The organism is Kineococcus xinjiangensis (genome assembly GCF_002934625.1).
In the GTDB taxonomy this organism is placed as follows: Bacteria; Actinomycetota; Actinomycetes; order Actinomycetales; family Kineococcaceae; genus Kineococcus_A; species Kineococcus_A xinjiangensis.
Genome location: NZ_PTJD01000017.1, coordinates 57,313 through 81,570, shown reverse-complemented (window position 1 = coordinate 81,570; position 24,258 = coordinate 57,313). Strand labels below are relative to the sequence as shown.

20 protein-coding genes are annotated in these 24,258 nt (G+C 75.3%); 17 read left to right on the top strand and 3 right to left on the bottom strand.

The window, feature by feature from the left end; genetic code table 11:
* Positions 1–1,362 (top strand): 3-oxoacyl-ACP reductase, encoded by a 1,362-nt coding sequence (locus CLV92_RS18805; protein WP_104435320.1) that lies wholly within the window; start codon positions 1–3, stop codon positions 1,360–1,362.
* Positions 1,359–2,228 carry a MaoC/PaaZ C-terminal domain-containing protein gene (locus CLV92_RS23140; protein WP_211291276.1) on the top strand — a complete coding sequence of 290 codons (870 nt, stop codon included), beginning with the start codon at positions 1,359–1,361 and terminating at the stop codon, positions 2,226–2,228. Before CLV92_RS18805 ends, CLV92_RS23140 begins: the two co-directional genes overlap by 4 nt.
* Before the next feature lie 6 nt (positions 2,229–2,234).
* Here the strand turns inward: CLV92_RS23140 and CLV92_RS18795 are convergent, their stop codons facing one another.
* Positions 2,235–3,329, bottom strand: a complete 1,095-nt coding sequence (locus tag CLV92_RS18795; RefSeq protein WP_104435319.1) for a DUF3616 domain-containing protein — start codon at positions 3,327–3,329, stop codon at positions 2,235–2,237.
* Positions 3,330–3,477: 148 nt separating this feature from the next.
* On the opposite strand from CLV92_RS18795, the gene CLV92_RS18790 reads away from it, so the two are divergent.
* The 13 genes from CLV92_RS18790 to CLV92_RS18730 all read left to right on the top strand — a co-directional run bounded on the left by CLV92_RS18790 (position 3,478) and on the right by CLV92_RS18730 (position 17,741).
* Positions 3,478–3,984 (top strand): acyl-CoA thioesterase, encoded by a 507-nt coding sequence (locus tag CLV92_RS18790; protein ID WP_158257333.1) that lies wholly within the window; start codon positions 3,478–3,480, stop codon positions 3,982–3,984.
* Between the two features lie 207 nt (positions 3,985–4,191).
* Positions 4,192–4,977 carry a ThuA domain-containing protein gene (locus CLV92_RS18785; protein WP_104435316.1) on the top strand — a complete coding sequence of 262 codons (786 nt, stop codon included), beginning with the start codon at positions 4,192–4,194 and terminating at the stop codon, positions 4,975–4,977.
* The gene (locus tag CLV92_RS18780) at positions 4,974–6,095 is read left to right on the top strand and encodes a Gfo/Idh/MocA family protein (protein ID WP_245886977.1); all 1,122 of its coding nucleotides are present in this window, start codon (positions 4,974–4,976) and stop codon (positions 6,093–6,095) included. Before CLV92_RS18785 ends, CLV92_RS18780 begins: the two co-directional genes overlap by 4 nt.
* Before the next feature lie 131 nt (positions 6,096–6,226).
* Positions 6,227–7,360, top strand: coding sequence for a Gfo/Idh/MocA family protein (locus CLV92_RS18775; protein WP_425433592.1), 1,134 nt, complete (start codon positions 6,227–6,229; stop codon positions 7,358–7,360).
* A 32-nt stretch (positions 7,361–7,392) separates the two neighbouring features.
* Positions 7,393–8,412 carry a sugar phosphate isomerase/epimerase family protein gene (locus tag CLV92_RS18770; RefSeq protein WP_104435314.1) on the top strand — a complete coding sequence of 340 codons (1,020 nt, stop codon included), beginning with the start codon at positions 7,393–7,395 and terminating at the stop codon, positions 8,410–8,412.
* A gap of 121 nt (positions 8,413–8,533) precedes the next feature.
* On the top strand, positions 8,534–9,013 hold the full coding sequence (locus CLV92_RS18765; RefSeq protein ID WP_211291275.1) for an Lrp/AsnC family transcriptional regulator: 480 nt from the start codon (positions 8,534–8,536) through the stop codon (positions 9,011–9,013).
* A gap of 64 nt (positions 9,014–9,077) precedes the next feature.
* A complete protein-coding gene (gene lat / locus CLV92_RS18760; protein ID WP_104435311.1) occupies positions 9,078–10,433 on the top strand; it encodes an L-lysine 6-transaminase in 1,356 nt (451 codons plus the stop codon).
* Between the two features lie 119 nt (positions 10,434–10,552).
* On the top strand, positions 10,553–11,974 hold the full coding sequence (hglS, locus tag CLV92_RS18755; protein ID WP_425433591.1) for a 2-oxoadipate dioxygenase/decarboxylase: 1,422 nt from the start codon (positions 10,553–10,555) through the stop codon (positions 11,972–11,974).
* Entirely contained in the window at positions 11,971–13,545 is a 1,575-nt protein-coding gene (gene amaB / locus CLV92_RS18750) for an L-piperidine-6-carboxylate dehydrogenase (protein ID WP_104435308.1), read from the top strand. Before hglS ends, amaB begins: the two co-directional genes overlap by 4 nt.
* Positions 13,546–13,709: 164 nt before the next feature.
* Complete coding sequence (locus CLV92_RS18745; protein ID WP_146099650.1) at positions 13,710–14,627, top strand: hypothetical protein; 918 nt, start codon at positions 13,710–13,712, stop codon at positions 14,625–14,627.
* 16 nt (positions 14,628–14,643) lie between these two features.
* Positions 14,644–15,396: a decaprenylphospho-beta-D-erythro-pentofuranosid-2-ulose 2-reductase gene (gene dprE2 / locus CLV92_RS18740; RefSeq protein WP_342762364.1), complete on the top strand. Its 753-nt coding sequence runs from the start codon at positions 14,644–14,646 to the stop codon at positions 15,394–15,396.
* Between the two features lie 91 nt (positions 15,397–15,487).
* The gene (locus CLV92_RS18735; protein ID WP_104435303.1) at positions 15,488–16,279 is read left to right on the top strand and encodes an SDR family NAD(P)-dependent oxidoreductase; all 792 of its coding nucleotides are present in this window, start codon (positions 15,488–15,490) and stop codon (positions 16,277–16,279) included.
* A 73-nt stretch (positions 16,280–16,352) separates the two neighbouring features.
* On the top strand, positions 16,353–17,741 hold the full coding sequence (locus CLV92_RS18730) for an MFS transporter (protein ID WP_245886973.1): 1,389 nt from the start codon (positions 16,353–16,355) through the stop codon (positions 17,739–17,741).
* Between the two features lie 96 nt (positions 17,742–17,837).
* On the opposite strand, the gene CLV92_RS18725 is transcribed toward CLV92_RS18730, so the two are convergent.
* Together CLV92_RS18725 and CLV92_RS18720 are read right to left on the bottom strand one after the other, a co-directional pair.
* Positions 17,838–18,308 carry a DUF4383 domain-containing protein gene (locus tag CLV92_RS18725; protein WP_211291274.1) on the bottom strand — a complete coding sequence of 157 codons (471 nt, stop codon included), beginning with the start codon at positions 18,306–18,308 and terminating at the stop codon, positions 17,838–17,840.
* Positions 18,309–18,367: 59 nt separating this feature from the next.
* Positions 18,368–20,056 carry a sensor histidine kinase gene (locus tag CLV92_RS18720; protein ID WP_104435302.1) on the bottom strand — a complete coding sequence of 563 codons (1,689 nt, stop codon included), beginning with the start codon at positions 20,054–20,056 and terminating at the stop codon, positions 18,368–18,370.
* A 230-nt stretch (positions 20,057–20,286) separates the two neighbouring features.
* Between CLV92_RS18720 and CLV92_RS18715 the strand changes: the two genes are divergently transcribed.
* Together CLV92_RS18715 and CLV92_RS18710 are read left to right on the top strand one after the other, a co-directional pair.
* Complete coding sequence (locus CLV92_RS18715) at positions 20,287–22,941, top strand: ExeM/NucH family extracellular endonuclease (protein WP_104435300.1); 2,655 nt, start codon at positions 20,287–20,289, stop codon at positions 22,939–22,941.
* 84 nt (positions 22,942–23,025) lie between these two features.
* On the top strand, positions 23,026–24,258 hold the full coding sequence (locus tag CLV92_RS18710) for a GNAT family N-acetyltransferase (protein WP_211291273.1): 1,233 nt from the start codon (positions 23,026–23,028) through the stop codon (positions 24,256–24,258).

Below are 24,258 nucleotides of genomic sequence, written 5' to 3'. Positions count from 1 at the left end.
ATGCCCACCCAGCCCACCGACCGCTACGCCCAGTTCGTCGGCACCGCCCCGGGCACCTGGCTGAGCTCCCAGCTCGGCCTGCCCCGCCCGGCGGAGCTGCGCCGCGCCCAGCCGGGGAAGCGGGTGCTGGACGGCCCCGCCCTGGTCGTCGGCACCGGCCTCGCGCCGCTGCGCGCCGACCTCGCGGACCTGCTGCGCGCCGCCGGGACCGACGTGCTCGACGAGCTGCCCGAGGAGGCCGCCGACCACGGCGGGCGCCTCGCAGCCATCGTCGTCGACGCCACCGGCCTGCGGGAGGTCGCGGAGCTGGAGCAGGTGCGCGCCGCCGTCGTCCCCGCGTTCCGCCGCCTCGCGCCCAGCGGGCGCCTCCTCGTCGTCGCCGCGGCGGTCGACGAGGCCGCCACCGTGGCCGCCGCCGCCGTCCAGCAGGGGCTGGAGGGCTTCGTGCGCTCCGCCGCCAAGGAGGCCCGCGCCGGTGCGACCGCGAACCTGGTGCGGGTGCGCGCCGGGGCGAGCGCCGCCGACTGGGCCTCCACGGTGGAGTTCTTCTGCTCCGGGCGCTCCGCCTACGTCGACGGGCAGGTCGTCACCGTCGGCCCGGCCCCCGCCGCCGCCCCGGCCCAGGAGCGCGAGCGTCCCGTCGCGGTCGTCACCGGAGCCGCGCAGGGCATCGGCGCAGCCATCGCCGAGGCCCTCGCCCGCGGCGGCGCGCACGTGGTGTGCGTCGACATCGCCGCCCAGGGCGAGGCCCTGGCGCAGGTCGCCAACCGCGTCGGCGGAACGGCGCTGCACCTCGACATCACCTCCGCGAGCGCCCCCGCGGCGCTCGCCGAGCACCTGCGCACCCGCCACGGCGGCGCCGACGTGATCGTGCACAACGCCGGCATCACCCGCGACAAGCTGCTCGTCAACACCGACGCCGACCGGTGGGCGAGCGTGCTGGAGGTGAACCTCGCCGCCGAGCTGCGCATCGACGACGCCCTGCTGGAGACCGAGGGGGCGCTCCACGCCGGGGCCCGGTTCGTGTGCCTGTCGTCGCTGTCGGGCATCGCGGGCAACCGCGGGCAGGTGAACTACTCCACCAGCAAGGCCGGCGTCATCGGCGCGGTGCGGGCGATGGCCCCGCTGCTGGCGAAGCGCGGCATGACCGCCAACGCCGTCGCGCCCGGCTTCATCGAGACCGCCATGACCGCCCGGATGCCCGTGGCGACGCGGGAGATGGGCCGGCGCGCCAACAGCCTGCAGCAGGGCGGGCGCCCCGAGGACGTCGCCGAGACGGTGGCGTGGCTCGCGGACCCGCGCAGCCGCGGCGTGAACGGGCAGGTCGTCCGCGTGTGCGGGCAGAGCCTGCTGGGGGCGTGAGCACCGTGGCACCCTTCGTCCGCGTCCTCGACGCCCCGCCCGTCCTCGCCCGGCTGTACCCGCGCGCCGTCACCTCCCGGCCCGACCCGTCGGCCGACCCCACCCGTACCGCGCTGGAGCAGCGGGGCGTGCGAGTGGACGCGGACCGGCTCGCCGCCTACGACCGGGTGTGCGGCTTCCCGCTGCGCGACGACCTGCCGCCGACGTTCCCGCACATCCTGGGCTTCGGCGCGCAGATGGCCCTGATGGTGACGGAGCCGTTCCCGTTCCGGCTGGTGGGCCTCGTCCACGTCCGGCAGCGCATCGAGCAGTCCCGTCCGCTGCGCCTGGGGGAAGAGCTCACCGTGCGGGCGAGCGCCGCACCGGTGCGCAGCCACCGCAGCGGTGCCGTCGTGGACCTGGTCGCCGAAGTCGGCACGGGTGACGGGGAGCCGGTGTGGCGGGGTGTGAGCACCTACCTCGCCCGCGGCGCGAGCGCGCCCGCCGGGGCGGTGGCCGACGACGCGGTGGACCTGCCGATGCCCGACGCCGGCCAGCCCGCCCTGTGGCGGGTGCCCGCCGACACCGGCCGCCGCTACGCCGGAGTCAGCGGTGACGTGAACCCCATCCACCTGTCCACCGCGAGCGCCCGGCTGCTGGGCTTCAAGCGGGCCATCGCCCACGGCATGTGGACGGCCGCGCGCAGCCTCGCCACCCTCGACGCCCGCCTGCCGCAGGCGCTGACGGTGGACGTGCAGTTCGCCAAGCCGCTGCTGCTCGGCTCGACCGTGCAGCACGTCGCGGCCCGGGACGGGGACGGCTGGCGCACCGCCGTGCGCGGGCGGGGCGGGATCCCGCACGTGGTGACGCGCGTCCTCCCCGGCTGACGCCGCTCAGCCCGGCAGGTCCACCACGTCGGCGAGGATCGCCCCGGACCCGGTGTGCCGGCACGCGGCGGGGGAGTCGTGCACGACGAGCATCCGTCGCCCCCCGCCCTCGCCGGTCTCGTCGAGCACGGCGATGCCCTCGGCGTGGTCCTCGCCCTCCCCGTGGGCGAGGACCAGCGCGACGGGGAGGTCCTCCGCGCGCAGCACGGCGGGGGCGTCGTTCGCGCAGCCGCCGACCCAGCGGTGCACGCGCACCGGGCCGGACAGGCTCATGCTGGGCCCGGCGAGCACCAGCAGGTCGTCGCCGTCGGGGCACAGGTCGCGGATGCCGAGCCCGCCGAGGTCCAGCAGGTGCAGGCGGTACGTCCCGCCCTCCGGGAACTCCCGCAGCTCCAGCCGGTGCGCGTGCTTCGGATGCGTCTCGGGCAGCACCTCCACGACGACGGCCCAGCCGCGCAGCACCGGCCCGCGGAAGCCGACGTAGAGGCGCTCCCCGTGCGCGGCGAGACCCTCGACGTCGACGCCGTTGTCCTTGCTGGGGATCGCGAAGAACGGCGCGAGCAGCTTGTCGTCGGCGAGCACCTCCGCGAGGGAGTCGCCGTGCCCGCCGAGGACGGCCGACGTCAGCACCTCGCCGTCCGGCCCCTGCACCTCGCGGGCGGGCAGGCCCGTGGCGGGGTCGACGGGCAGCCGGACCAGGACGTAGCGGTTCTCCTCCCGCACGAGCTTCCCCAGGCGCTTGCGGGCCTTCTCGTCGGAGTCCTCGGGGCGGATCTTCTTGCGCTTGAGGCTGTGCGAGCCCACCGCCCACAACCACGGGCCGGAGCGCGCCAGCCCCTCGACGTCGACCTCCTCGTCCTCCGGGGAGGGCAGCTCCACCAGCTCGGCGAGGTGGACGGTGCGCTGGTCGCCGTAGCCGCTGACGACCCCGTCGCGGACCTCGGCGCTGAGGCGCTCGACCGTGGCCGTCTCGTCGCCCGCGAGCCACAGGTGCTCCCCGTCCTCCCGGACGGCGGAGAGGTTGGTGTGGGTCGCGCCCTCCCGGGACTCCTGGTGGAAGTGCAGCTCGACCTGGCGGACGACGGGGGCGGGTTCGCGCATGGGGGCAGTCTGCCGTGGTGGGCGCGGCTCCCGTCCTGCGATCGAGCAGGACGCCGGTGGGCCGCGGCCCCCTGCGCTCCTCGTGCCTCCTGCGGTCCTCGTGCCCCCGGTGCCGGGGGGAGCGGGGGCACTGCGGCAGGGTGGGGGTGTGAGCGAGGCAGCGCAGCCATCTCCCGGGCAGGGCCCGGCCGCCGGGCCGGTGCGCGTGGCGGTCCAGGTCCGGTTCTCCGACGTCGACGTCTTCGGCCACGTCAACAACGCCGCCTACCTGCGCTACCTGGAGGACGCACGCTTCGCCTCCTTCGAGGCGGCCGGCCTGTGCGCGGACGGCACCGTCCTGCCGCGGGTGCTGGTGATGGCGCGGCAGGAGATCGAGTACCTGCGGCCGCTGCTGCCGCGCTGCGGGTTCGTGGCCGGCCCCGCGGGCATCAGCGGGGTGGCGGTGGACACGTGGGTGCTGCGGGTGGGCCGCAGCAGTGTCGACCTCGGCCACGAGGTGCTCGACCCGGCGGCCGGCGTGGTCTACGCCCGCTCGCGCTCGCGGATGGTGTGCGTGGACCGGGCGACGGGACAGCCGCAGCCGCTGGACGGGGAGCACCGCGCGCAGCTCCTGCGCCACCTCGGGGAGGACGTGCCCCTGCGGCCCTGGGAGTGAGGCCCCTGGGGTGAGGCCCCTGGGGTGAGGCCCCTGGGGTGAGGCCCCTGGGGTGAGGCCCCGCAGCCCGGGGCGGCGGGCGGCGCGCCGAGCCCGTGAGAGCGTTGTCACGCCGCTGGGCGCGTCGTTAGAGTCCGCGTCGAACCGCATCGACGGTGGGCGGGAGCGGCGCAGGCCGACGCCCGCCCGCACCGCCGAGGAGACCCGATGAGCGCGCCCGGCCCCGTCCGCGTCACGGTGTGGGGGGAGAACCGCCACGAGCAGCACGAGCCCGCCGTGGCCGAGCGCTACCCCCGCGGCATGCACGGCGCCGTCGCCGAGGGCATCGCGGACAACCTGGGCGCCGGTGCCGTCGTGCGCACCGCCACCCTCGACGAGCCGGAGCACGGGCTGGGCGAAGAGGTCCTGGCGGCCACCGACGTCCTCACCTGGTGGGGGCACGCCGCCCACGCCGAGGTCTCCGACGAGGTCGCCGACCGCGTCCACGGCCACGTGCTGGACGGCATGGGCCTCGTCGTCCTGCACTCCGGGCACTGGTCGAAGGTCTTCCAGAAGCTGATGGGCACCACCTGCACCCTGCGCTGGCGCAGCGAGCGGGACCGGGAGCTGGTGTGGACGGTCGATCCCACCCACCCCATCGCGCAGGGAGTGCCGCACCCGATCGTCATCGACGAGCAGGAGATGTACGGGGAGTTCTTCGACATCCCGGCACCGGACGAACTGGTCTTCATCAGCTCCTTCTCCGGCGGGGAGGTGTTCCGCAGCGGCTGCACCTTCCGCCGCGGCCACGGCCGGATCTTCTACTTCAGCCCCGGCGACCAGGACTACCCCGTCTACCACCACCCGGACGTGCGCCGGGTCATCGCCAACGGGGTGCGCTGGGCCCGCTCGGACCGGCCGCGGCGGGAGCGCCCCGCCCTGCTGCGCTCCGCGCCCGTCGGGTCCGCTCCCGGCCACGAGCCCGGCGGGGCACCCGGGCCGGGGCGGGGGTGAGCGGCGTGGAGCCGGTGCGGCTCGTGCTGGTCGGCGCCGGGGTGATGGGCCGGGCGTGGCTGGCGGCGATCCTCGCCGAGCCCGGGGCGGAACTCGCGGCCGTCGTGGACCTGGACGCGGCCGCCGCCCGGCGCGCGGTGGAGGAGGGCGGGGTTCCCGGGGTGCCGGTGGGCACCGACGCCGTGGAACTCGCGCAGGCCACCGGCGCGCACGCCGTGGTCGACGTCACCGTGCCCGCGGCGCACCACCCGGTCACCACTGCGGCGCTCTTCGCGGGCCTGCCCGTGCTGGGGGAGAAGCCGGCGGCGGACACGCTGGCGCGCACCCTGTCGCTGGTGGCGGCGTCGGAGGCGACGGGGGTGCTGTTCGCGGTCAGCCAGTCACGCCGGTACCACCCGCACCTGTTCGCCTTCCGCGAGCAGGCGCGGGCGCTGGGCACCGCGGGCGCGCTGACGACGGAGTTCTTCCGGGCCCCGCGCTTCGGCGGGTTCCGCGACGAGATGGCCCACCCGCTCCTGCTGGACATGGCGATCCACCCGTTCGACACGGCCCGCTTCCTCCTCGGCGCCGAGCCGGTCTCCGTCTACTGCGAGGAGTTCAACCCGCCGTGGAGCTGGTACGCCGGGGACGCGGGCGCCGCGGCGGTGTTCGAGATGAGCGGCGGAACCCGGTACTCCTACACCGGGAGCTGGTGCAGTCCGGGGCTGGAGACCTCCTGGAACGGCTCCTGGCGCCTCAGCGCCGAGCGCGGCAGCGCCACCTGGGACGGTGAGAACCCTCCCGTGCTGGGGCTCGCGGACGGGGCGGCGGTCACCGTGGCCGCGGCGCAGGACCCGGGCCGGGAGATCGCCGGGGCGTTGCGGGAGTTCCTGCACGCGCTGCGCGGCGGCCCCGCGCCCATGGGGGAGGTCCACGCCAACGTCCTGAGCCTCGCGATGGTGGAGGCGGCCGTGGAGTCCGCGGCCACGGGCGCGCGGGTGCGCATCGACGACGCCCTGGAGCGCGCCCACGCCGAGGCGCTGCGCGAGGAGGACCGCCCCGAGGTCGCCGAGGTCCTGCGGTCGTGGACGTCGGTGCGCCCGGCGCTCGCCGCGGCCGGCGGTGCGGTGCTCCGATGACCCCCTCCGTCCCGCCGAACGAGCCCACCCGCACGCCCCAGCCGATCAGGACGCCCCAGCCAGGAGGAACCGTGCCCGACCGCTCCGAGACCCCCGGCCCCCTCGGCGTCGCCCTCGTCGGCCACTCCTTCATGGGGGCGGTGCACTCCCACGCCTGGCGCACCGTCGACCACGTCGGGACGCCCGCCGTGCGGACCCGCCGCGCGGTCCTCGTCGGCCGCGACGCGCAGCGGACCGCCGAGGCCGCGCAGCAGCTGGGCTGGGAGGGCTCCAGCACCGACTGGCGCGAGGTGCTGGAGCGCGACGACGTCCACGTCGTCGACGTCTGCACGCCCGGCGACAGCCACGCCGAGATCGCCGTCGCGGCGCTGCGCGCCGGCAAGCACGTCCTCTGCGAGAAGCCGCTGGCGACGACGGTGGAGGAGGCGGAGGAGATGGCCGCCGCCGCCGCCGAGGCCGCGCGGCGCGGCGTGCGCAGCATGGTGGCCTTCAACTACCGCCGCGTCCCCGCGCTCGCGCTGGCCCGAGAACTGGTCGCGGCCGGCCGGCTCGGGGACGTCCGCCACGTCCGCGCGGTCTACCTGCAGGACTGGATCGTCGACCCGGAGTTCCCCCTCACGTGGCGGCTGCGCAAGGAGACCGCGGGCGCCGGGGCGCTGGGCGACATCGGCTCCCACATCGTCGACGCGGCGCAGTTCGTCACCGGACAGGTCATCCAGGGGGTGACGGGGGTGCTGGAGACGTTCGTGAAGCAGCGGCCGCTGGAGGCCGGCCCCGCCGGTCGCGGAACGGGCCTGGGGGCCAGTGCGTCCACCGAGTACGGCGAGGTCACCGTGGACGACGCGGCGGCCTTCATCGCCCGCGGTGACGGCGGCGCCCTCATGACGTTCGAGGCCACCCGCTTCGCCACGGGCCGGAAGAACGCGATGCGGCTGGAGGTCAACGGCTCGAAGGGCAGTCTCGCGTTCGACTTCGAGTCGATGAACGAGCTGTCGTTCCACGACGCGACGCTGCCGGACGCCGAGGGCGGGTTCCGGCGCATCCTCGCCACCGAGCCCACCCACCCGCACGTGGGCAACTGGTGGCCGCCCGGGCACGGCCTCGGCTACGACCACGCGTTCGTGCACGAGCTGCAGGACTTCCTCACCGCCGTCGCCGAGGGCCGCGACCCCGCGCCGTCGTTCGCCGACGGCCTGCAGGTGCAGCGGGTGCTCGCCGCCGTGGAGCGCAGTGCCGCCAACGGTTCCACCCACACCCCCGTCTGACGACCCCCGCCCGACCCGCCGAGGAGGACCAGGTGCCCCAGCCCAGCGCACGACCCGTCACGCTCTTCACCGGCCAGTGGGCCGACCTGCCCTTCGTGGAGGTGTGCAGGCTGGCCTCGGAGTGGGGCTACGACGGCCTGGAGATCGCCACCTGGGGCGACCACCTCGACGCCACCCGCGGTGCCCGCGACGCGGACTACGTCGCGGAGAAGAAGGCGACGCTGGAGGAGTTCGGGCTGCAGGTGTGGACGATCTCCGCGCACCTGGCCGGGCAGGCGGTGTGCGACCTCGTCGACGAGCGCCACCGGGCGATCCTCCCCGAGCACGTGTGGGGCGACGGTGAGCCCGAGGGCGTGCGGCAGCGCGCCGCGGAGTACGTGAAGGACGCCGCCCGCACCGCCGCCGCGCTCGGCGTGCAGACGGTCACCGGGTTCACGGGCTCCTCCATCTGGCACACCGTGGCGATGTTCCCGCCCGTGCCGGAGTCGATGGTCGAGCGCGGCTACCAGGACTTCGCAGAGCGCTGGAACCCCGTCCTCGACGTCTTCGACGAGGTGGGTGTCCGCTTCGCCCACGAGGTGCACCCCTCGGAGATCGCCTACGACTACTGGACGACGAAGCGGGCGCTGGAGGCCATCGGGCACCGCCCGGCGTTCGGGCTGAACTTCGACCCGAGCCACTTCGTGTGGCAGGACCTCGACCCGGTCGGGTTCCTGCGGGACTTCGCCGAGCGCATCTACCACGTGCACTGCAAGGACTCGAAGAAGCAGCTCGACGGCCGCGCGGGCCGGCTCGGCTCGCACCTGCCGTGGGCGGACACCCGCCGCGGCTGGGACTTCGTCTCCGTCGGGCACGGCGACGTGCCGTGGGAGGCGATCTTCCGCCAGCTCAACGTCATCGGCTACGCGGGGCCGACGAGCGTGGAGTGGGAGGACGCGGGCGTGGACCGGCTGCGGGGTGCGCCCGACGCGCTGGCCTTCGTGCGCCGACTCGGCGAGCTGATCCAGCCGCCGGCCGCGGCCTTCGACGCGGCCTTCTCCAGCCGGGGCTGACGCCGCCTCCGGTGGGGGCGCCGACCCGGGGCCCCCACCGGAGATCACAATGCGGCGTCGGCCCGCCGCGAAACCGGAAATCTTCCGCTCCGCGGGGCTCCGGACCGCTAGCTTGACGCTCGTGACTGAGGTCCTCGACGACGGCATCGACCGCCTCCTGGTGCATCTCCTCGCGGAGGACGGGCGCGCCACCCTGACCACGCTCGCCGCTGCGGCGGGCCTGTCGGTCTCGGCCGTGCAGGCGCGGGTGCGCCGCCTGGAGGCGAAGGGGGTGATCCGGGCCTACTCCGCCGACGTGGACCCCGAGGCGCTGGGGCTGCCGCTGGCGGCGTTCGTCGCGATCACGCCGCTGGACCCGGCGCAGCCCGACGACGCCCCGGAGCGGCTGATGTCCCTGCCGGCGATCGAGGCCTGCTACTCCGTGGCGGGGGACGAGAGCTACCTGCTGCTGGTGCGGGTGGCCTCGCCGCGGGCGCTGGAGGAGCTGCTGGCCGCGATCCGCGCCACGGCCAACGTCCGGACCCGCACGACCGTCGTCCTGAGCACCGCCTTCGAGCGGCGCAGCGTCGCCTACGCCGACCGTATCCCGGCAGTGGAGTGACATCGCCGTAGATGTTCCGGCCCTTCGCTTGAAACACCGGAAGTCCTCCCCCTACGCTGCGGGCATGACGCAGATCGCCGAGCACCCCGCCGACGTGGTGACGCCCCGCAGCGCGGCCCTCGCCGCCACCGAGGTGCACGACGTCATCGGCCGCCACCTCCTCGCCGACGGGTTCGAGTTCGTCCTCGACCTCGACGCCTCCCGCGGCGCCACCCTCGTGGACGCCCGTGACGGCCGCAGCTACCTCGACCTCTTCACCTTCTTCGCCTCCTCCGCGCTCGGGATGAACCACCCCGCGCTCACCGAGGACGAGGACTTCAAGGCCGAGCTGCTGCGCGCGGCGCTGAACAAGCCGAGCAACTCCGACGTCTACACCGTCGAGATGGCCCGGTTCGTCGACACCTTCGCCCGCGTCCTCGGCGACCCCCGCCTGCCCCACCTGTTCTTCGTCGAGGGCGGCGCGCTCGCCGTCGAGAACGCCCTCAAGGTCGCCTTCGACTGGAAGAGCCGCTGGAACGAGGCCCACGGCATCGACCCGGCCCTCGGCACCCAGGTGCTCCACCTCGAGCACGCCTTCCACGGCCGCAGCGGCTACACCATGTCGCTGACCAACACCGACCCGAACAAGGTCGCGCGCTTCCCGAAGTTCGCCTGGCCGCGCATCCCCTCCCCGTACATCGCCTCCGGCGTGGACGTCGAGGAGCGCGAGCGCGCCGCCCTGGCCGCGGCCCGCGCCGCCTTCGAGGCCAACCCCCACGACATCGCCTGCGCCATCGTCGAGCCCATCCAGGGCGAGGGCGGCGACCACCACTTCCGCCCCGCCTTCCTGCGCGCCCTGCAGGAGCTGTGCCACGAGTTCGACGCCCTGTTCGTCGTCGACGAGGTGCAGACCGGCTGCGGCATGACCGGCACCGCCTGGGCGTTCCAGCAGCTCGACATCACCCCGGACGTCGTCTCCTTCGGCAAGAAGACCCAGGTCTGCGGCGTGATGGCCGGCGGCCGCGTCGACGAGGTGCCGGACAACGTCTTCGCCGTCAGCTCCCGCATCAACTCCACCTGGGGCGGCAACCTCACCGACATGGTGCGCTCGCGCCGCATCCTCGAGGTCATCGAGTCCGAGCGGCTCGTCGAGCGCGCCGCGACCCTCGGGGAGCACCTGCGCGGGAAGCTGACCGAGCTCGCCGCCCGCCACGACGGCGTCGCCGACGTGCGCGGCCGCGGCCTGATGTGCGCCTTCACCCTGCGCGACACCGCGCTGCGCGACGCGGTCGTCGAGCGGCTGCGCACCGACGAGCGCATCCTCATGCTCGGCTGCGGCACCCGCAGCGTGCGCTTCCGCCCCGCCCTCACCATCGAGGTCGAGCAGCTCGACGCGGGCGTCGCCGCCGTGGAGCGCGTCCTCACGGCGCTCGACGCCTGAGCGACGCGGACGACGACGGGGACGACCGAGACGACGACAGAGACGACGAGGAGGAGATCACGGTGAGCAGCGTCGCCCAGTGGGAGCTCCGGGCCGCGTTCGCGCGGTCGCTGTCCACGATGTACGGCAGGGAGGTCCCGGCCTACACCACGCTCGTCGAGGTGTCGCGGGGGGTGAACACCGACGTCCTGGCCCGCGAGGGCAGCGCCGCGGAACGACTCGGCAGCCCCGAGCGCGTCACCGCCGAGCGCCACGGCGCGATCCGGGTGGGCACCCCCGAGGAGCTGTTCCAGGTCGGGCAGGTGTTCGCCGGGTTCGGGATGCACCCCGTCGGCTTCTACGACCTGCGCGACGCCTCCTCCAGCTCCGTCCCCGTCGTCTCCACGGCGTTCCGCCCGATCGATGCGGAGGAGCTGGCCCGCAACCCCTTCCGGGTCTTCACCTCCGTCCTCGTCACCGACGACCGGCGCTTCTTCGACGCCGACCTGCAGGCGCGGCTGGAGGAGTTCCTGGCCCGGCGGACGCTCTTCCCGCCGCGGCTGCTGGAACTGGCCGCCCGCGCCGAGGCGGACGGGGCCCTCTCCGCCGAGGACGCCGAGGAGTTCCTGGCGCTGGCGACGGCCGCGTTCGAGCTGTCCCCGGAGCCGGTGGACCGCGCCTGGTACGAGGAGCTGGCGAAGGTCTCCGGGGTGGCGGCCGACATCGGCGGCGTCTCCTCCACGCACATCAACCACCTCACCCCGCGGGTGCTCGACATCGACGAGCTCTACCGGCGGATGGAGGCGCGCGGCATCGAGATGATCGACGAGATCCAGGGCCCGCCGCGCTGGGACGGGCCGGACGTCCTGCTGCGGCAGACGTCCTTCCGCGCCCTGTCGGAGCCGCGCCGGTTCCGCGAGCCCGACGGCAGCGTCACCACCGGCGCGCTGCGCGTGCGCTTCGGCGAGGTCGAGGCACGCGGCATCGCCCTCACCGCCGCGGGTCGCGCGGTCTACGACGACGCCGTCGCCGAGGTGGACCGCCGGCTCGCGGAGGAACCCTCGCGCACCCGCGTGGACGTGGCGGCGCAGGTCTGGGCGGAGCGCCTGCCCCGCACGGAGGCCGACCTGGACCGTCGCGGGCTGGGGGCCTTCACCTACGCCGTGGTCGAGGGCGCGCGGGCCGCGGGGCGCGACCTGGGCGGCGCGGACGTCCACGCCCTGGTCGACGCCGGCCTGGTCGAGCGCAACCCGGTCGTCTACGAGGACTTCCTGCCGCGCTCCGCCGCGGGCATCTTCCAGTCGAACCTCACCGACGAGGGCTCCAAGGACGCCACCCTCACCGGCAGCGACCGCGACGCGGCGTGGATCTCCGGGGTGCTCGCGCGTCCGGTGGCCGACCCCATCGCCCTGTGCGCAGAGCAGCGGGAGCGCTCCCTGGCAGCCGTGGCCGCCCACTTCGGCCTGGACGCCGCCCACCTGGGCGCCGTGGCGCTCGACCCCTCGACCCCGGCCCCCGCCGACCTGGACACCCGACCGCACCGTCAGCTGGAGGACGCATGACCACCACGAGCGATCGCCCGACCACCGCGGCGGCGCCCGTGCCCGGCCAGGAGGCGCTGCGCGAGACCGCGCTGCGCGCGCTGCGGGCCTGCGGCGTCGCCGAGGAGGCCCTGCGGGTCGCCGACGGCGCCGCGAGCCTGAGCGCCGTCACCTGCCTCACCGGGGCCGAGCTGCTGCGCGTGCCCGCCGTGGGCGCGGACGACGTCGAGGGCGTCGTCGACGCCGCGCACGAGGCGTTCACCACCTGGCGCACGACGCCCGCCCCGGTGCGCGGCGGCCTCGTCAAGCGCCTGGGCCAGCTCCTCAGCGAGCACAAGGAGGTCCTCGCCGACCTCGTCACCCTCGAGGCGGGCAAGATCCGCTCCGAGGCCCTCGGCGAGGTCCAGGAGATGATCGACGTCTGCGACTACGCCGTCGGCATCTCCCGCCAGCTCTACGGCAAGACGATGCCGTCGGAGCGCCCGGGCCACCGCCTCATGGAGACCTGGCACCCGCTCGGCGTCGTCGGCGTCATCTCCGCCTTCAACTTCCCCGTGGCGGTGTGGTCGTGGAACTCCGCGATCGCCCTCGTCTGCGGCGACTCCGTGGTGTGGAAGCCGTCGGAGAAGACCCCGCTGACCGCGCTGGCCTGCTCCGCCCTGCTGGACCGCGCGATCGCCGAGACCGGCGCGCCCGCGGGTCTGCACGGTCTGCTGCTGGGCGGGCGCGAGGTCGGCGAGGCGCTGGTGGACTCCCCGCGGGTCCCGCTCGTCAGCGCCACCGGCTCCACCCGCATGGGCCGCGAGGTCGGCCCCCGGGTGGCGGCCCGCTTCGGCCGCAGCCTGCTGGAGCTGGGCGGCAACAACGCCGCCGTCGTCACCGCCTCCGCCGACCTGGAGCTGGCGACCCGCGCGATCGTGTTCTCCGCCGCGGGGACCGCCGGGCAGCGCTGCACCACGCTGCGCCGCCTGATCGTGCACTCCTCGGTGGTGGAGCCCCTGCTGGAGCGCCTCGTCGCCGCCTACGGCCGCCTGCCCATCGGCAGCCCCCTGGAGCAGGGCACGCTCGTCGGTCCGCTCGTCGACGCCGGCTCCCACCAGCGCTTCACCGAGGCGCTGGAGCGCGCCCGCGAGGCCGGCGGTGAGGTCCTCGTCGGCGGTGGCCGCCGCGACGTCGAGGGCGCCGAGGACGGCTACTACGTGGAGCCCGCCATCGTGCGGATGCCCGCGCAGACCGACGTGGTGCGGGAGGAGACCTTCGCGCCGATCCTCTACGTCCTCACCTACGACACCCTCGACGAGGCGATCGAGCTGCACAACGGTGTCCCGCAGGGACTCTCGTCGGGTATCTTCACCGCCGACCAGCGCGAGGCGGAGCGCTTCATCGCCGCCGACGGCTCCGACTGCGGCATCGTCAACGTCAACATCGGCACCTCCGGCGCGGAGATCGGTGGCGCCTTCGGCGGCGAGAAGGAGACCGGCGGCGGCCGCGAGTCCGGCTCCGACTCGTGGCAGGCGTACATGCGCCGGGCCACGAACACCGTCAACTACTCCGGGGAGCTCCTCCTCGCGCAGGACGTCAACTTCCTCTGAGCCTGTCGCAGCAGGGAACCGGCCGGGCGTGACCGTCGCCCCGGCCCTTCGCCCCGGTGGGCGCGGCACCTGCCGCGCCCACCGGGGCGAACCGCGTTGCGCCGGGAGGGTGGGCCGGACCCCTGTCACCGTCGCGCCCCGTGCGCGGCGTCCACCCTGGGGAGGTGAGCGAGCGAGGGCTGTCCGGCCGCGGGCGGGTGCCGGCTGCCGGCTGGACGTGCCTGGGCTGGATCGTCGTGGCAGCGCTGCTCGTCTCGATCGCCGCCTCGCACGCACTGCTGTGGGCCGAGGTCGGACTCCCCGACACCCGCTCCCTCTGGATCGGGACGGTGGAGCGCCTCCTGCACTCGGCCGTCGTCCTCGGGTGCGCCGCGGTGCTCTTCGACGGTGGATCCGGCTGGCGCGCGCCGCGTCGGGCGGCGCTGGTCGGTGTCGCGGCGCTGGTGGGTGCCGCGGCGGCCGCCGTCCGGCAGGGGGCGCGCACTCCCGTGGAGGACGGCGACTTCCTGGACTGGGGCGACCTGCCGGAATCCCTCGCCGTCGCGGCGCTCGCGTGGAGCGCCCTGACCGGTGTGGCGGTGCTGCTGCGCCGACGGACCCGGGCCGCCGTCGGCCGGCAGGTGCCGGAGGAGGGCCGAGCGTTCTCGCTGCCCCGCGCCGTCGCAGTGCCGTGGTGGATCGTGACCGTGGTGGCCGCGCTCGGCCCCGTGGTCCATGCCTGGGCCCTCGTCAACATCCACTTCTTCGGTGACACCGCGGACCGCGATGACCACCTCGTCGGCGGCGCGGGCCTCGTCGTAGGGGTCGCCGTGATGCTCGCGGCGGCTGTGGGGGCCGCTGGGCTGGGCGGCTCGCGGGCGCTGCGGCGGTTCGCCTGTGCGGCGGCGGTGGTGCACGCCGTGCTGGCCGCCCACTACCTCACCGGCGCCTCCGGGGTTCCGCCGGCGGAGAACCCGCTCTCCCCCCTCTGGTGGCCGGGGGTGCTCATCCCCTCGGGCCCCGTCCACCTGGCCCTGCTGATCTCCGCTGGTGCGGCGGCGGTGCGCCTGCTCCGTGCCCGGCGAGGTGTGCCGGTGCCCTGACGGCAGGATGACCCGCGTGAGCGCAGACCCCCGCCCCGTCCTCGTCCTCGGCGGCCGCAGCGAGATCGGCCACGAGGTGGCCCTGCGGCTGGTTCGCGCCGGCGCCCGCACCGTGCTGCTCGCCGCCCGCCCCGGCGCCGACCTCGGCCGGCAGGAGGCGGAGCTGCGCGCCGCCGGCGCCGAGCGCGTCGTGGCGCTGGAGTTCGACGCCGACGACCTCGCCCGGCACGAGCGGTTCCTGGACTCGGTGTTCGCCGAGCACGGCCCGCTCGGCACGGTCGTCGTCTCCTTCGGCATCCTCGGCGACCAGCAGCGCGCCGAGTCCGACGCCGCCCACGCCGTCGCGGTGGTCCACACCGACTACGTCGCCCACGTCAGCGTCCTCACCCACCTGGCGCGGCTGCTGCGGGCGCAGGGGAGCGGACGGATCGTCGTGTTCTCCTCCATCGCCGGTGCCCGGGTGCGGCGGGCGAACTACGTCTACGGCTCCGCGAAGGCCGGTCTGGACGGCTTCGCCAGCGGCCTGGCGGACGCCCTGGCGGGCAGCGGCGTGCACCTGCTGCTCGTGCGGCCCGGGTTCGTCGTCGGCCGCATGACCGAGGGCATGAGCCCCGCCCCCTTCGCCACCACCCCCGGCGTGGTGGCCGACGCCGTCCTGGAGGGCCTGCGGCGCGGGCGCGACGTGGTGTGGGTGCCGGGCGTGCTGCGGCTGGTGGCCGCCGCCATGCACGTCACCCCGCGGGCCGTGTGGCGCCGCACCCGCCGCTGACGGCGGGCTGCGGGCGGGGGCCGGCGGGCCTAGCGTGGCCGGCGCCGGTGCGGGCCCCCGCGCCGGCCCGACGGCAGGAGGAGGACGACAGGTGGACCTCGGCATCGCTGGGCGCACGGCGCTGGTCACGGGCGCGGACTCCGGCATCGGGCTGGCCAGCGCCCACCTCCTGGCCCAGGAGGGCGTGCGCGTCGCCCTCACCGACGTCGACGCCGGCGCCCTGGAGGCGGCCGCGTCCGGCCTGCCCGGTGAGGTCGTCACCGTCGCCGCCGACCTCACGGTGCCCGCTGACGTGGAGCGGCTGCACGCGGAGGTCACCTCCCGCCTCGGCGAGCCGGACATCCTCGTCCACAGCGCCGGCACCACCGGCGCGACCGGTGCCTTCCACGAGATCGACGAGGAGGGCTGGCGCAGCACCCTGGACACCGACTTCCTCAGCGCCGTGCGGGTGGTGCGGGCCTTCGTCGGCGGCATGCGCCGCTCCGGCTGGGGGCGCATCGTGCTGATGGCCTCGGAGGACGCCGTGCAGCCCTACCCCGACGAGCTGCCCTACTGCGCGGCGAAGGCGGCGCTGCTGAGCCTGGCGAAGGGGCTGTCGAAGACCTACGCCGCCGAGGGCGTGCTCGTGAACGCCGTCTCGCCCGCCTTCATCGCCACCCCGATGACGGACGTGATGATGCGCAAGCGCGCCGAGGAGCAGGGAGTCGGTTTCGACGAGGCCGTCGCGGGGTTCCTCGAGCAGGAGCGCCCCGGCATCGAGGTGGGCCGCCGGGGACGGGCGGAGGAGGTCGCGGCGGTCGTGGCGTTCCTCTGCTCGGAGCGGGCCGCCTTCGTCAACGGCAGCAACTACCGGGTGGACGCGGGCTCCGTCGCCACCATCTGAGCCAGGCGGTCCGCCCGGACCGGCGGATCCGCGCGGACTGGCGGATGCCGGGGCGGCGGTTACGGTCTCACCCGTGCCAGCCGCCCCCACGCTCGACGAGCGCCTCGACCGCCTGCCCTTCACGTCCCGCCACCGCCGGCTCCTGCTGGGCTCGGGTGTGGGCTGGGCGCTGGACGCCATGGACGTCGGCCTCATCTCCTTCGTGATGGCGGCGCTGGCGACGCAGTGGCAGCTCTCGGCGGGGCAGCTGGGCTGGATCGGGTCGATCGGCTTCGTCGGCATGGCGATCGGCGCGAGCCTCGGCGGGCTGCTCGCCGACCGGCTGGGCCGCCGTCAGGTGTTCGCGCTGACGCTGCTGGTGTACGGGCTGGCGACCGGGGCGGCGGCGCTGTCGTGGTCCGTGACGGCCCTGCTGGTGTTCCGCTTCGTCATCGGCCTGGGCCTGGGGGCGGAGCTGCCGGTGGCCTCGACGCTGGTGAGCGAGTTCGCCCCCGCCCGGATCCGCGGCCGGGTCGTCGTGATCCTGGAGGCGTTCTGGGCGGTGGGCTGGATGCTCGCGGCGCTGATCGGCTACTTCGTCGTGGCCTCCGGTCCCGACGGGTGGCGGTGGGCGTTCGCCCTGGGTGCGGTTCCCGCCGTCTACGCCGTCGTGGTGCGCCGCGGACTGCCGGAGTCGGTGCGGTTCCTGCAGGCGAAGGGACGGCTGGAGGAGGCCGAGGCGACGGTGCGCGCCTTCGAGGACTCCGTGGGCTTCCGCCCCGAGGACGTCCCCGTCCAGCCGGCCACCACCAGCCCCGCCACCAGCCCCGCCGCGCCGGGGCGGTCGGGGATCTTCGCCCCGGCGATGCGCCGCCGCACGGCCGGACTGTGGGCGGTCTGGTTCTGCATCAACTTCGCCTACTACGGTGCGTTCATCTGGATCCCGACGCTGCTGGTGGCGCAGGGCTTCGACCTGGTGAAGTCCTTCGAGTACACCCTCCTCATCACGCTGGCGCAGCTGCCCGGCTACGCCGTCGCGGCGGTCCTCGTGGAGCGCTGGGGCCGGCGGCCCACGCTGGCCACGTTCCTGCTGGGCTCGGCGGTGGCGGCGGTCCTCTTCGGCTCCGCGGAGACCGCCACGGGCATCGTGGCGACCGGCATGCTGCTGTCCTTCGCGAACCTGGGCGCCTGGGGGGCGCTGTACGCCGCGACGCCGGAGGTGTACCCGACGCACGTGCGGGCCTCGGGTGCCGGTGCCGCCGCGGGCTTCGGGCGGATCGCGTCGATCCTCGCGCCGCTGTCGGTGCCGCCGCTGCTGGCCCTCGGGGGCACGCTGCTCGTCTTCGCGGTGCTGGGGGCGGCCTTCGCGCTCGGGGCCCTCGCCACCGTCCTGCTGCCGGAGATGCGCGGTGCGGCCCTGCCGGGGACTGCGGTCCCCGCTGAGGTCCCCGGCGAGGTGGGCACCGGCGGGGCGGTCCGCTGATCCCGGCCGGCCGGCCGGCCCGCGCGGGAGGGGCCGGGACGCAGACGGGGGCGGTGCCGGTCGCGGCACCGCCCCCGTCGGACGTGAGGGAGGGGATCAGAAGGGGCCGTACACCGAGCGGTGCTTGCGGTAGGCGAGGTAGCCGAGGCCGATCATCCCGATGCCGAGGACGGTGTGCAGCGCGTCGTCCCAGCCGTTGACCGGGATGAAGTTGGGGTCCCTGTTGAAGTTCCACGACATGCCGATGATCGCGAGGATCAGGTAGCCCATGCCGCCGAGGATCAGGTACTTGTGCGCCGCGCTGGCCGTCGACGCGAAGATGAAGCCGGCGATCCCGTAGAGCAGGTGCAGGCTGTTGTGCAGCACCGAGACCTGGAAGAGCCCGAGGAGGAACGCCTCCGACTCGACCCCGGCGAAGCGCAGGTGCTCGTGGCCCACGGTGATCCCCGGGACGAAGCCGAGCACCCCGACGATCAGGAAGACGGCGCCCACCAGCCGGGCCGCGGTGCGCAGCGGGCTGGGGCCGTGGGTGGTCGGGGCGGCGGCGACGGCAGCACGATCGTCCATGCCCTGCACGGTACCGACTCCCGCGCGCCGACTCGTCTCCGGCGGTGCCGCGGGCGCCCTCAGTCCCTCGGCTGGGTGCGCTGGGGGAGGGTGAAGCGCACCACCGTGCCCGTCGCCGGGGCGGGGTCCACCCAGATGCGACCGCCGTGGCGCTCCACGATGCGCTGGCAGGTGGCCAGGCCGATGCCGTGCCCGGTGCGCTCGCCGGGCCGCACCATCGAGAACATCCCGAAGACGTCCTCGCGGCGCTCGGCGGGGATGCCGCGGCCGTTGTCGGCCACGGCGAACTCCCAGCCGTCGTCGGTGGCGGCGGCCGTGACGACGACCCGGCAGGGGCGCTCCGGGTGCCGGTACTTGATCGAGTTGCCGATGAGGTTCTGCAGGAGCTGGCGCAGCAGCGTCGGGTCGCAGAAGAGCACGGGCAGCGCGGCGGGTGCGGTGACCCGCGCGGCCGCATCCTTGACGGAGGTGCGCAGGTCGACGACGGCCTGGTCGAAGACCTCGCGGGAGTCGGTGACCTCCCGCTCGCAGACGGCTCCGCCGGCGCGCGCGTAGGTCAGCAGCGCCCCGATGAGGCCCTTCATGCGGTGCACGCCGTTGTGGGCGGTGGTGAGCCAGTCGAGGGCCTGCTCGTCGAGGGAGCCGGCGTAGATGTCGCGGACCATCTCCACGTAGCCGCCGACGACCGTGAGCGGGGAGGCCAGGTCGTGGCTGGTGATGGCCGCGAACTGCTCCAGGTCCCGGTTGGAGCGCTCCAGCTCGGCGGTGCGCCGGGTGAGCTGCGCGGAGGTCGCCTCGATCGCCGCCTGGTGGGCGCGGGCGGCGGTCACGTCGCTGAGCACGGCGACGGCGCCGAGGAGGCTGCCGTCGTGGCGGTGCAGGGCCCGCCCGGACGCCAGCACCGTCGCGGGGCGCCGCCCCGGGGGCGCGACGACCATCTCCACGGCGTCGACCCGGCCCTCGTGCAGGGCGCGGTGCAGGGGCACCTGCTCCGGCTTGAGGAGGGTGATGCCGTCGGCGTCGAAGAGCGAGTAGCGCTCGGCGTGCTCGGACGGCTCGACGGAGTCGTCGGCGTCGAGGCCGTGCAGGTCGCGGGCGGCGCGGTTGGACATGGTGAGCCGGCCGCGGGCGTCGGAGGCGACCACGCCGACGTCGATGGTGTCGAGGACGGCGTCGGTGAACTCCTGCCGCAGCTCCAGCTCCCGCATGGTGAGCTCGAAGAGGAGGTGCTGCTCCTGCGACTCGGCGGCCAGGGCCTCGCTGCGGCGGGCCTCGCGGCGGCGCTCGAAGAGGCCGACGACGATGCCGGCGAGGTCCTCCAGCCGCGCGATCTGCTCCTCGTCGAGGGAGCGGGGGGCGCCGTCGAAGACGCAGAGGGTGCCCAGGGAGTGGCCTGCGGGGGTGATGAGCGGGGCGGCGGCGTAGAAGCGGATGCTGCCCAGCTCCCCGCTGACGAAGGGGCCGTCGGCGTACTCGGGCTCCAGGGTGGCGTCGGGCAGGTGCACGAAGCTCTTCTCCGCGAACCGCACGTGGCACATGGAGTCCTCGCGGGCGCAGTCGGCGGCCTCGAACCCCACGGTGCTGTGCTGGTGCTGCCGGCGGTCGTCCAGGAGGTTCAGCGTCGCGGTGGGCACCCCGGCGATCGCGGCGGCGAGCCGGACGACGGCCTCGACCTCGGCGTCGGCGGGGGCGTCGAGGATGCGGTACTCGCGCAGCGCGGCGACCCGCCTGCGTTCATCGTCCTGCATCGTCCCTCCTCCGCGGGGTGGGAAGGGCCCCGGCGTCGGCCCGTCCATCGGCAGCGGAGCCCGGCCCCTGAGCCCGGGGGCCGGGCGGAGCGTCCCCGTCATCCAGTGCTCACCTCCCCGTTCCCGGATGCTCGTGTTCCGGTCGTGCGGTGCAGGGGGGATGGACGCGCGGCGGGGATGCACGTACCGTCCGCCGCAACCGACCGAACGTTCAGAGGATCCAGATCACCATGTCCCCTTCTCCCTCCTCGCGGGGCGCCGCCCGCCTCACCTCCGCGGCCGTCGTGTCCGCGGTGGCCGCGGCGGCCCTCGCCGCCACTCCCGCCGCCGCCGCCTCCCCGGACGTGGTGATCTCCGAGGTCTACGGCGGTGGCGGCAACCGCGGCGCCACCTACACCCACGACTTCGTCGAGCTCGAGAACCGCGGCAGCACGGCCGTGGACGTCAGCGGCTGGACGGTGCAGTACGCCTCGGCGACCGGCACCAGCTGGCAGCGCACACAGCTGTCGGGGACCATCGCCCCGGGCGCGCGCTACCTCGTGCAGCAGGGGCGGGGCAGCGGCGGCACCACGCCCCTGCCCACCCCCGACGCCACGGGGACGGTCGCCATGGGTGGCACCGGGGGCAAGGTGGCGCTCGTCGCGGGCTCGCAGCCCTGCGGCGGCGCCGCCTGCGCGGACCCCGCCCTGCGCGACCTGGTCGGCTACGGCGCCGACGCCGACGGGTTCGAGGGCAGCGGCCCCGCGAAGGGCGCGTCCAACACCGCCAGCGTCTCCCGCGCCGGTGCGGACACCGACGACAACGCCACCGACTTCACCGCGGGCGACCCGAACCCGGGGGCCGGCGGCAGCGGCGGCGACACGGGGGCGACGGCCGACTGTGCCGCCACCCCCTCCCACGAGGTGGGCCAGGTCCAGGGCAGCGGTGACCGCAGCCCGCTGGCGGGGCGCGACGTCAGCCTGCGCGGCGTGGTCGTCGCGGACCTGCCCGGCCTCGGCGGCTTCCACCTGCAGGACGCCGACGGTGACGGCGACCCCGCCACGTCCGACGCGGTCTTCGTCTCCGTCCCGGCCGGCGCCACCGTCGACGTGACCCTCGGGGACGTCGTCGCGGTCGGCGGCGGGGTGAGCGAGGCGTTCGGGCAGACGCAGGTCGCCGGGAACGCCCTCGCCGTCTGCGCGCAGGGCGCGGAGCTGCCCGCGGCCGCCGTGCTGGACCTGCCCGCCGACGCCGCCGACCGCGAGCGGCTGGAGGGCATGCTCGTGCGCAGCGCCGACCCGCTCACCGTCAGCGAGGTGTACGGCCTGACCCGCTTCGGTGAGCTGCTGCTCTCCGAGGGCGGCGTGCTGGTGCAGCCCACCGACGTGGCGCGCCCCGGCCCCGAGGCGCAGGCGGTCGCGGCCGCCAACGCGCTGCGCCGCATCGTCCTGGACGACGCGAGCAGCAGCCGCACGGGCATCACGGACCGGCCCTACCTGTCCCCGCAGACGCCGGTGCGCGTCGGTGACGTGCTGACCTTCACCGAGCCGGTGGTCCTGGGCTTCGGCTTCGGCGCGTGGCGGCTGCAGCCGGCGGACGGCACCGCCGAGGGGGTGTTCGCGCCGCAGAACACCCGGCCGCAGGCTCCGGAGGCCGTCGGTGGCGACGTGCGCATCGGCGCCTTCAACGTCCTGAACTACTTCCTCACCCGCGGCGGCGTCGGCCGCGGAGCCGACACGGAGGAGGAGTTCCAGGAGCAGGTCGCCAAGACGATCCCGGCGATCCGGGGCCTCGGGGCGGACGTCGTGACCCTGATGGAGGTGGAGGACACCGCCTCCACCGGCTACGGCGACGGCAGCCCGGACCAGGCGCTCGCCGACCTGGTGGCACGCCTCAACGCCGCCGAGGGGGCCGAGGTGTGGGCGTACTCGCCGATGCCGGCGGAGCTGCTGGCCGAGGGCGTGCGGCGCGACGTGATCCGCAACGCGATCATCTACCGCCGCGACGTGGTGGAGCCGGTCGGCGCCCCCGTGGCGCTCGTCGACGAGGAGGTGTGGTCGAACGCCCGCGAGCCGATCGCGCAGACCTTCACCAAGGACGGCGACGCGTTCACCGTCATCGCGAACCACTTCAAGTCCAAGGGCGGCAACGGGACCGGCGACAACGCCGACCAGCGCGACGGGCAGGCCGCCTGGAACGGCGACCGGGTCCGGCAGGCCCGCTCCCTGGCCGGCTTCGTCGAGCGGCTGCGCGCGGTCGACCCCGACGTCGTGGCGATGGGCGACTTCAACGCCTACACCCGCGAGGACCCGATGGAGGTGCTGCGCGAGGCCGGCCTGACCGACCTGGGGGAGCGGTTCGACCCCGGGCACCACAGCTACGTCTTCGACGGGCTGTCGGGTTCGCTCGACCACGCCCTGGCCACGGCGGAGCTGACCGCGAAGGTCACCGACGCGGCGCACTGGAACATCAACTCGGCGGAGTCCGTCGCGTACCAGTACTCCGGTGACCCGGCGCTGTTCGCGGCGGACCCCTACCGCGCCAGCGACCACGACCCGCTGATCTTCGGCGTGGACCTCGACGAGCGCTGCGCCGGCCTCGTCCCGACCCTGCGCGGCACCGCTGGTGACGACCGGCTGACGGGCACCAACGGCCGTGACGTGGTCATGGGCCTCGGTGGCGACGACGTGCTGGACGGCGGCAACGACGACGACGTGCTCTGCGGCGGTGCGGGCGACGACCGCATCCTCGGCGGCAACGGCGACGACGTGCTGCTGGGCGGGTTCGGCGCGGACAAGCTGCTCGGCGGCAACGGCGACGACGTGCTGACCGGCGGTCCGGGCGCGGACGACCTGCTGGGCGGCCGCGGCCGCAACGAGCTGGTGCAGGACGGCGCCGCCTCCTGACCGCTCGATCCGCTGCACGACCAGGGGCGCCGCCCGCCGGGAAACCGGTGGACGGCGCCCCTGCCGTTGCGCGAGCGTGGCCCCGTGACCGCCTCGACGACGAGCACCCCGGTCGTGCACCTCGGCGGCGGCCTCGAGCTGCGCGCGGGGCGGCCGGCTGACCTGGAGCAGGTCGGCGCCCTGCTCGAGGCCCGCGGCGAGCCGGGCGACGCGACGGACCACCGGCTCGTCGTGGAGGACCCCGCCGCCGGCTGGGGGAGCTGCGCCGTCGTCACCGACGGGGACCGCGTCATCTGCACGGGCCTGCTGCTCGACGAGACGGTCCGGGTGGCCGACGTGCACCTGCCCGCCGGTCAGATCGAGCTCGTCGCCACGGCGGAGTCCCACGAGGGCCGCGGGCTGGTGCGGTCCCTGATGGGCTGGCTGCACGAGCGCTCCGCCGAGCGCGGGCACCTGCTCCAGGTCATGATCGGGATCCCGTACTTCTACCGCCTCTTCGGCTACGAGTACGCCGTGGACGTCCCGCGGGCCCGGGAGTTCCGGGAGCCGCCGCCCGCCGCGGCGGAACCGCTGCTGCGCAGGGCGGGGGAGCGGGACGTGCCCGCGCTGGCGAGCCTGCAGGAGTCGGCCCAGGCGGGTTTCGACGTCGCCGTCCCGCACTCCGCGCCCCGCCGGCGCTGGCTGCTGGCCCACGACACCAGCACGACGTGGGTGCTGGAGCGCGACGGGGCCGTCGTCGCCTCCGCGCGCACCGGCGACCCCGACGACGGCGTGCTCGTCGCGGAGCCCGCCGCCCTGGACCGGGCGGCGGCGGAGGACCTGCTGCGGGCGCTCGCCGCGCAGTTCCCCGGCGAGGCCCTCACCGCGGTCCACCGCCCCGGCACCGCCACCGGCACCGCGTGGGAGCACCTGCTGGCCGCGCCGGACGACCTGGCGGAGCAGTACTACGCCCGCATCGCGGATCCCGCGCCGGTGCTGGACGCCCTGCGCCCGGTGCTGCACCGGCGCCTGGTGGCGGCGGGACTGGACCGCACCGGTGACGTCCTGCTCTCCACGTTCCGCGCCTCCTACCGGATGGCGGTGGAACCCGGTGGCCTCGGCCCGGTCCGGGCGGGTGGGCGCCTGCAGTCGCCGGGCGCGGCGGGCGGTGCGGGGGTCGCGCCGGACCAGTTGCCCGCCCTGCTGCTCGGGCCGCTGGGCATGCACGGACTGGCGCGCCGGCGCCCCGACGTCTACCCCGGCCCGGACGCGGAACTGTTCGACGCGCTCTTCCCGCCACTGTCGGCCGACCTGCTCACGTACTACCTGCCCTGGTGA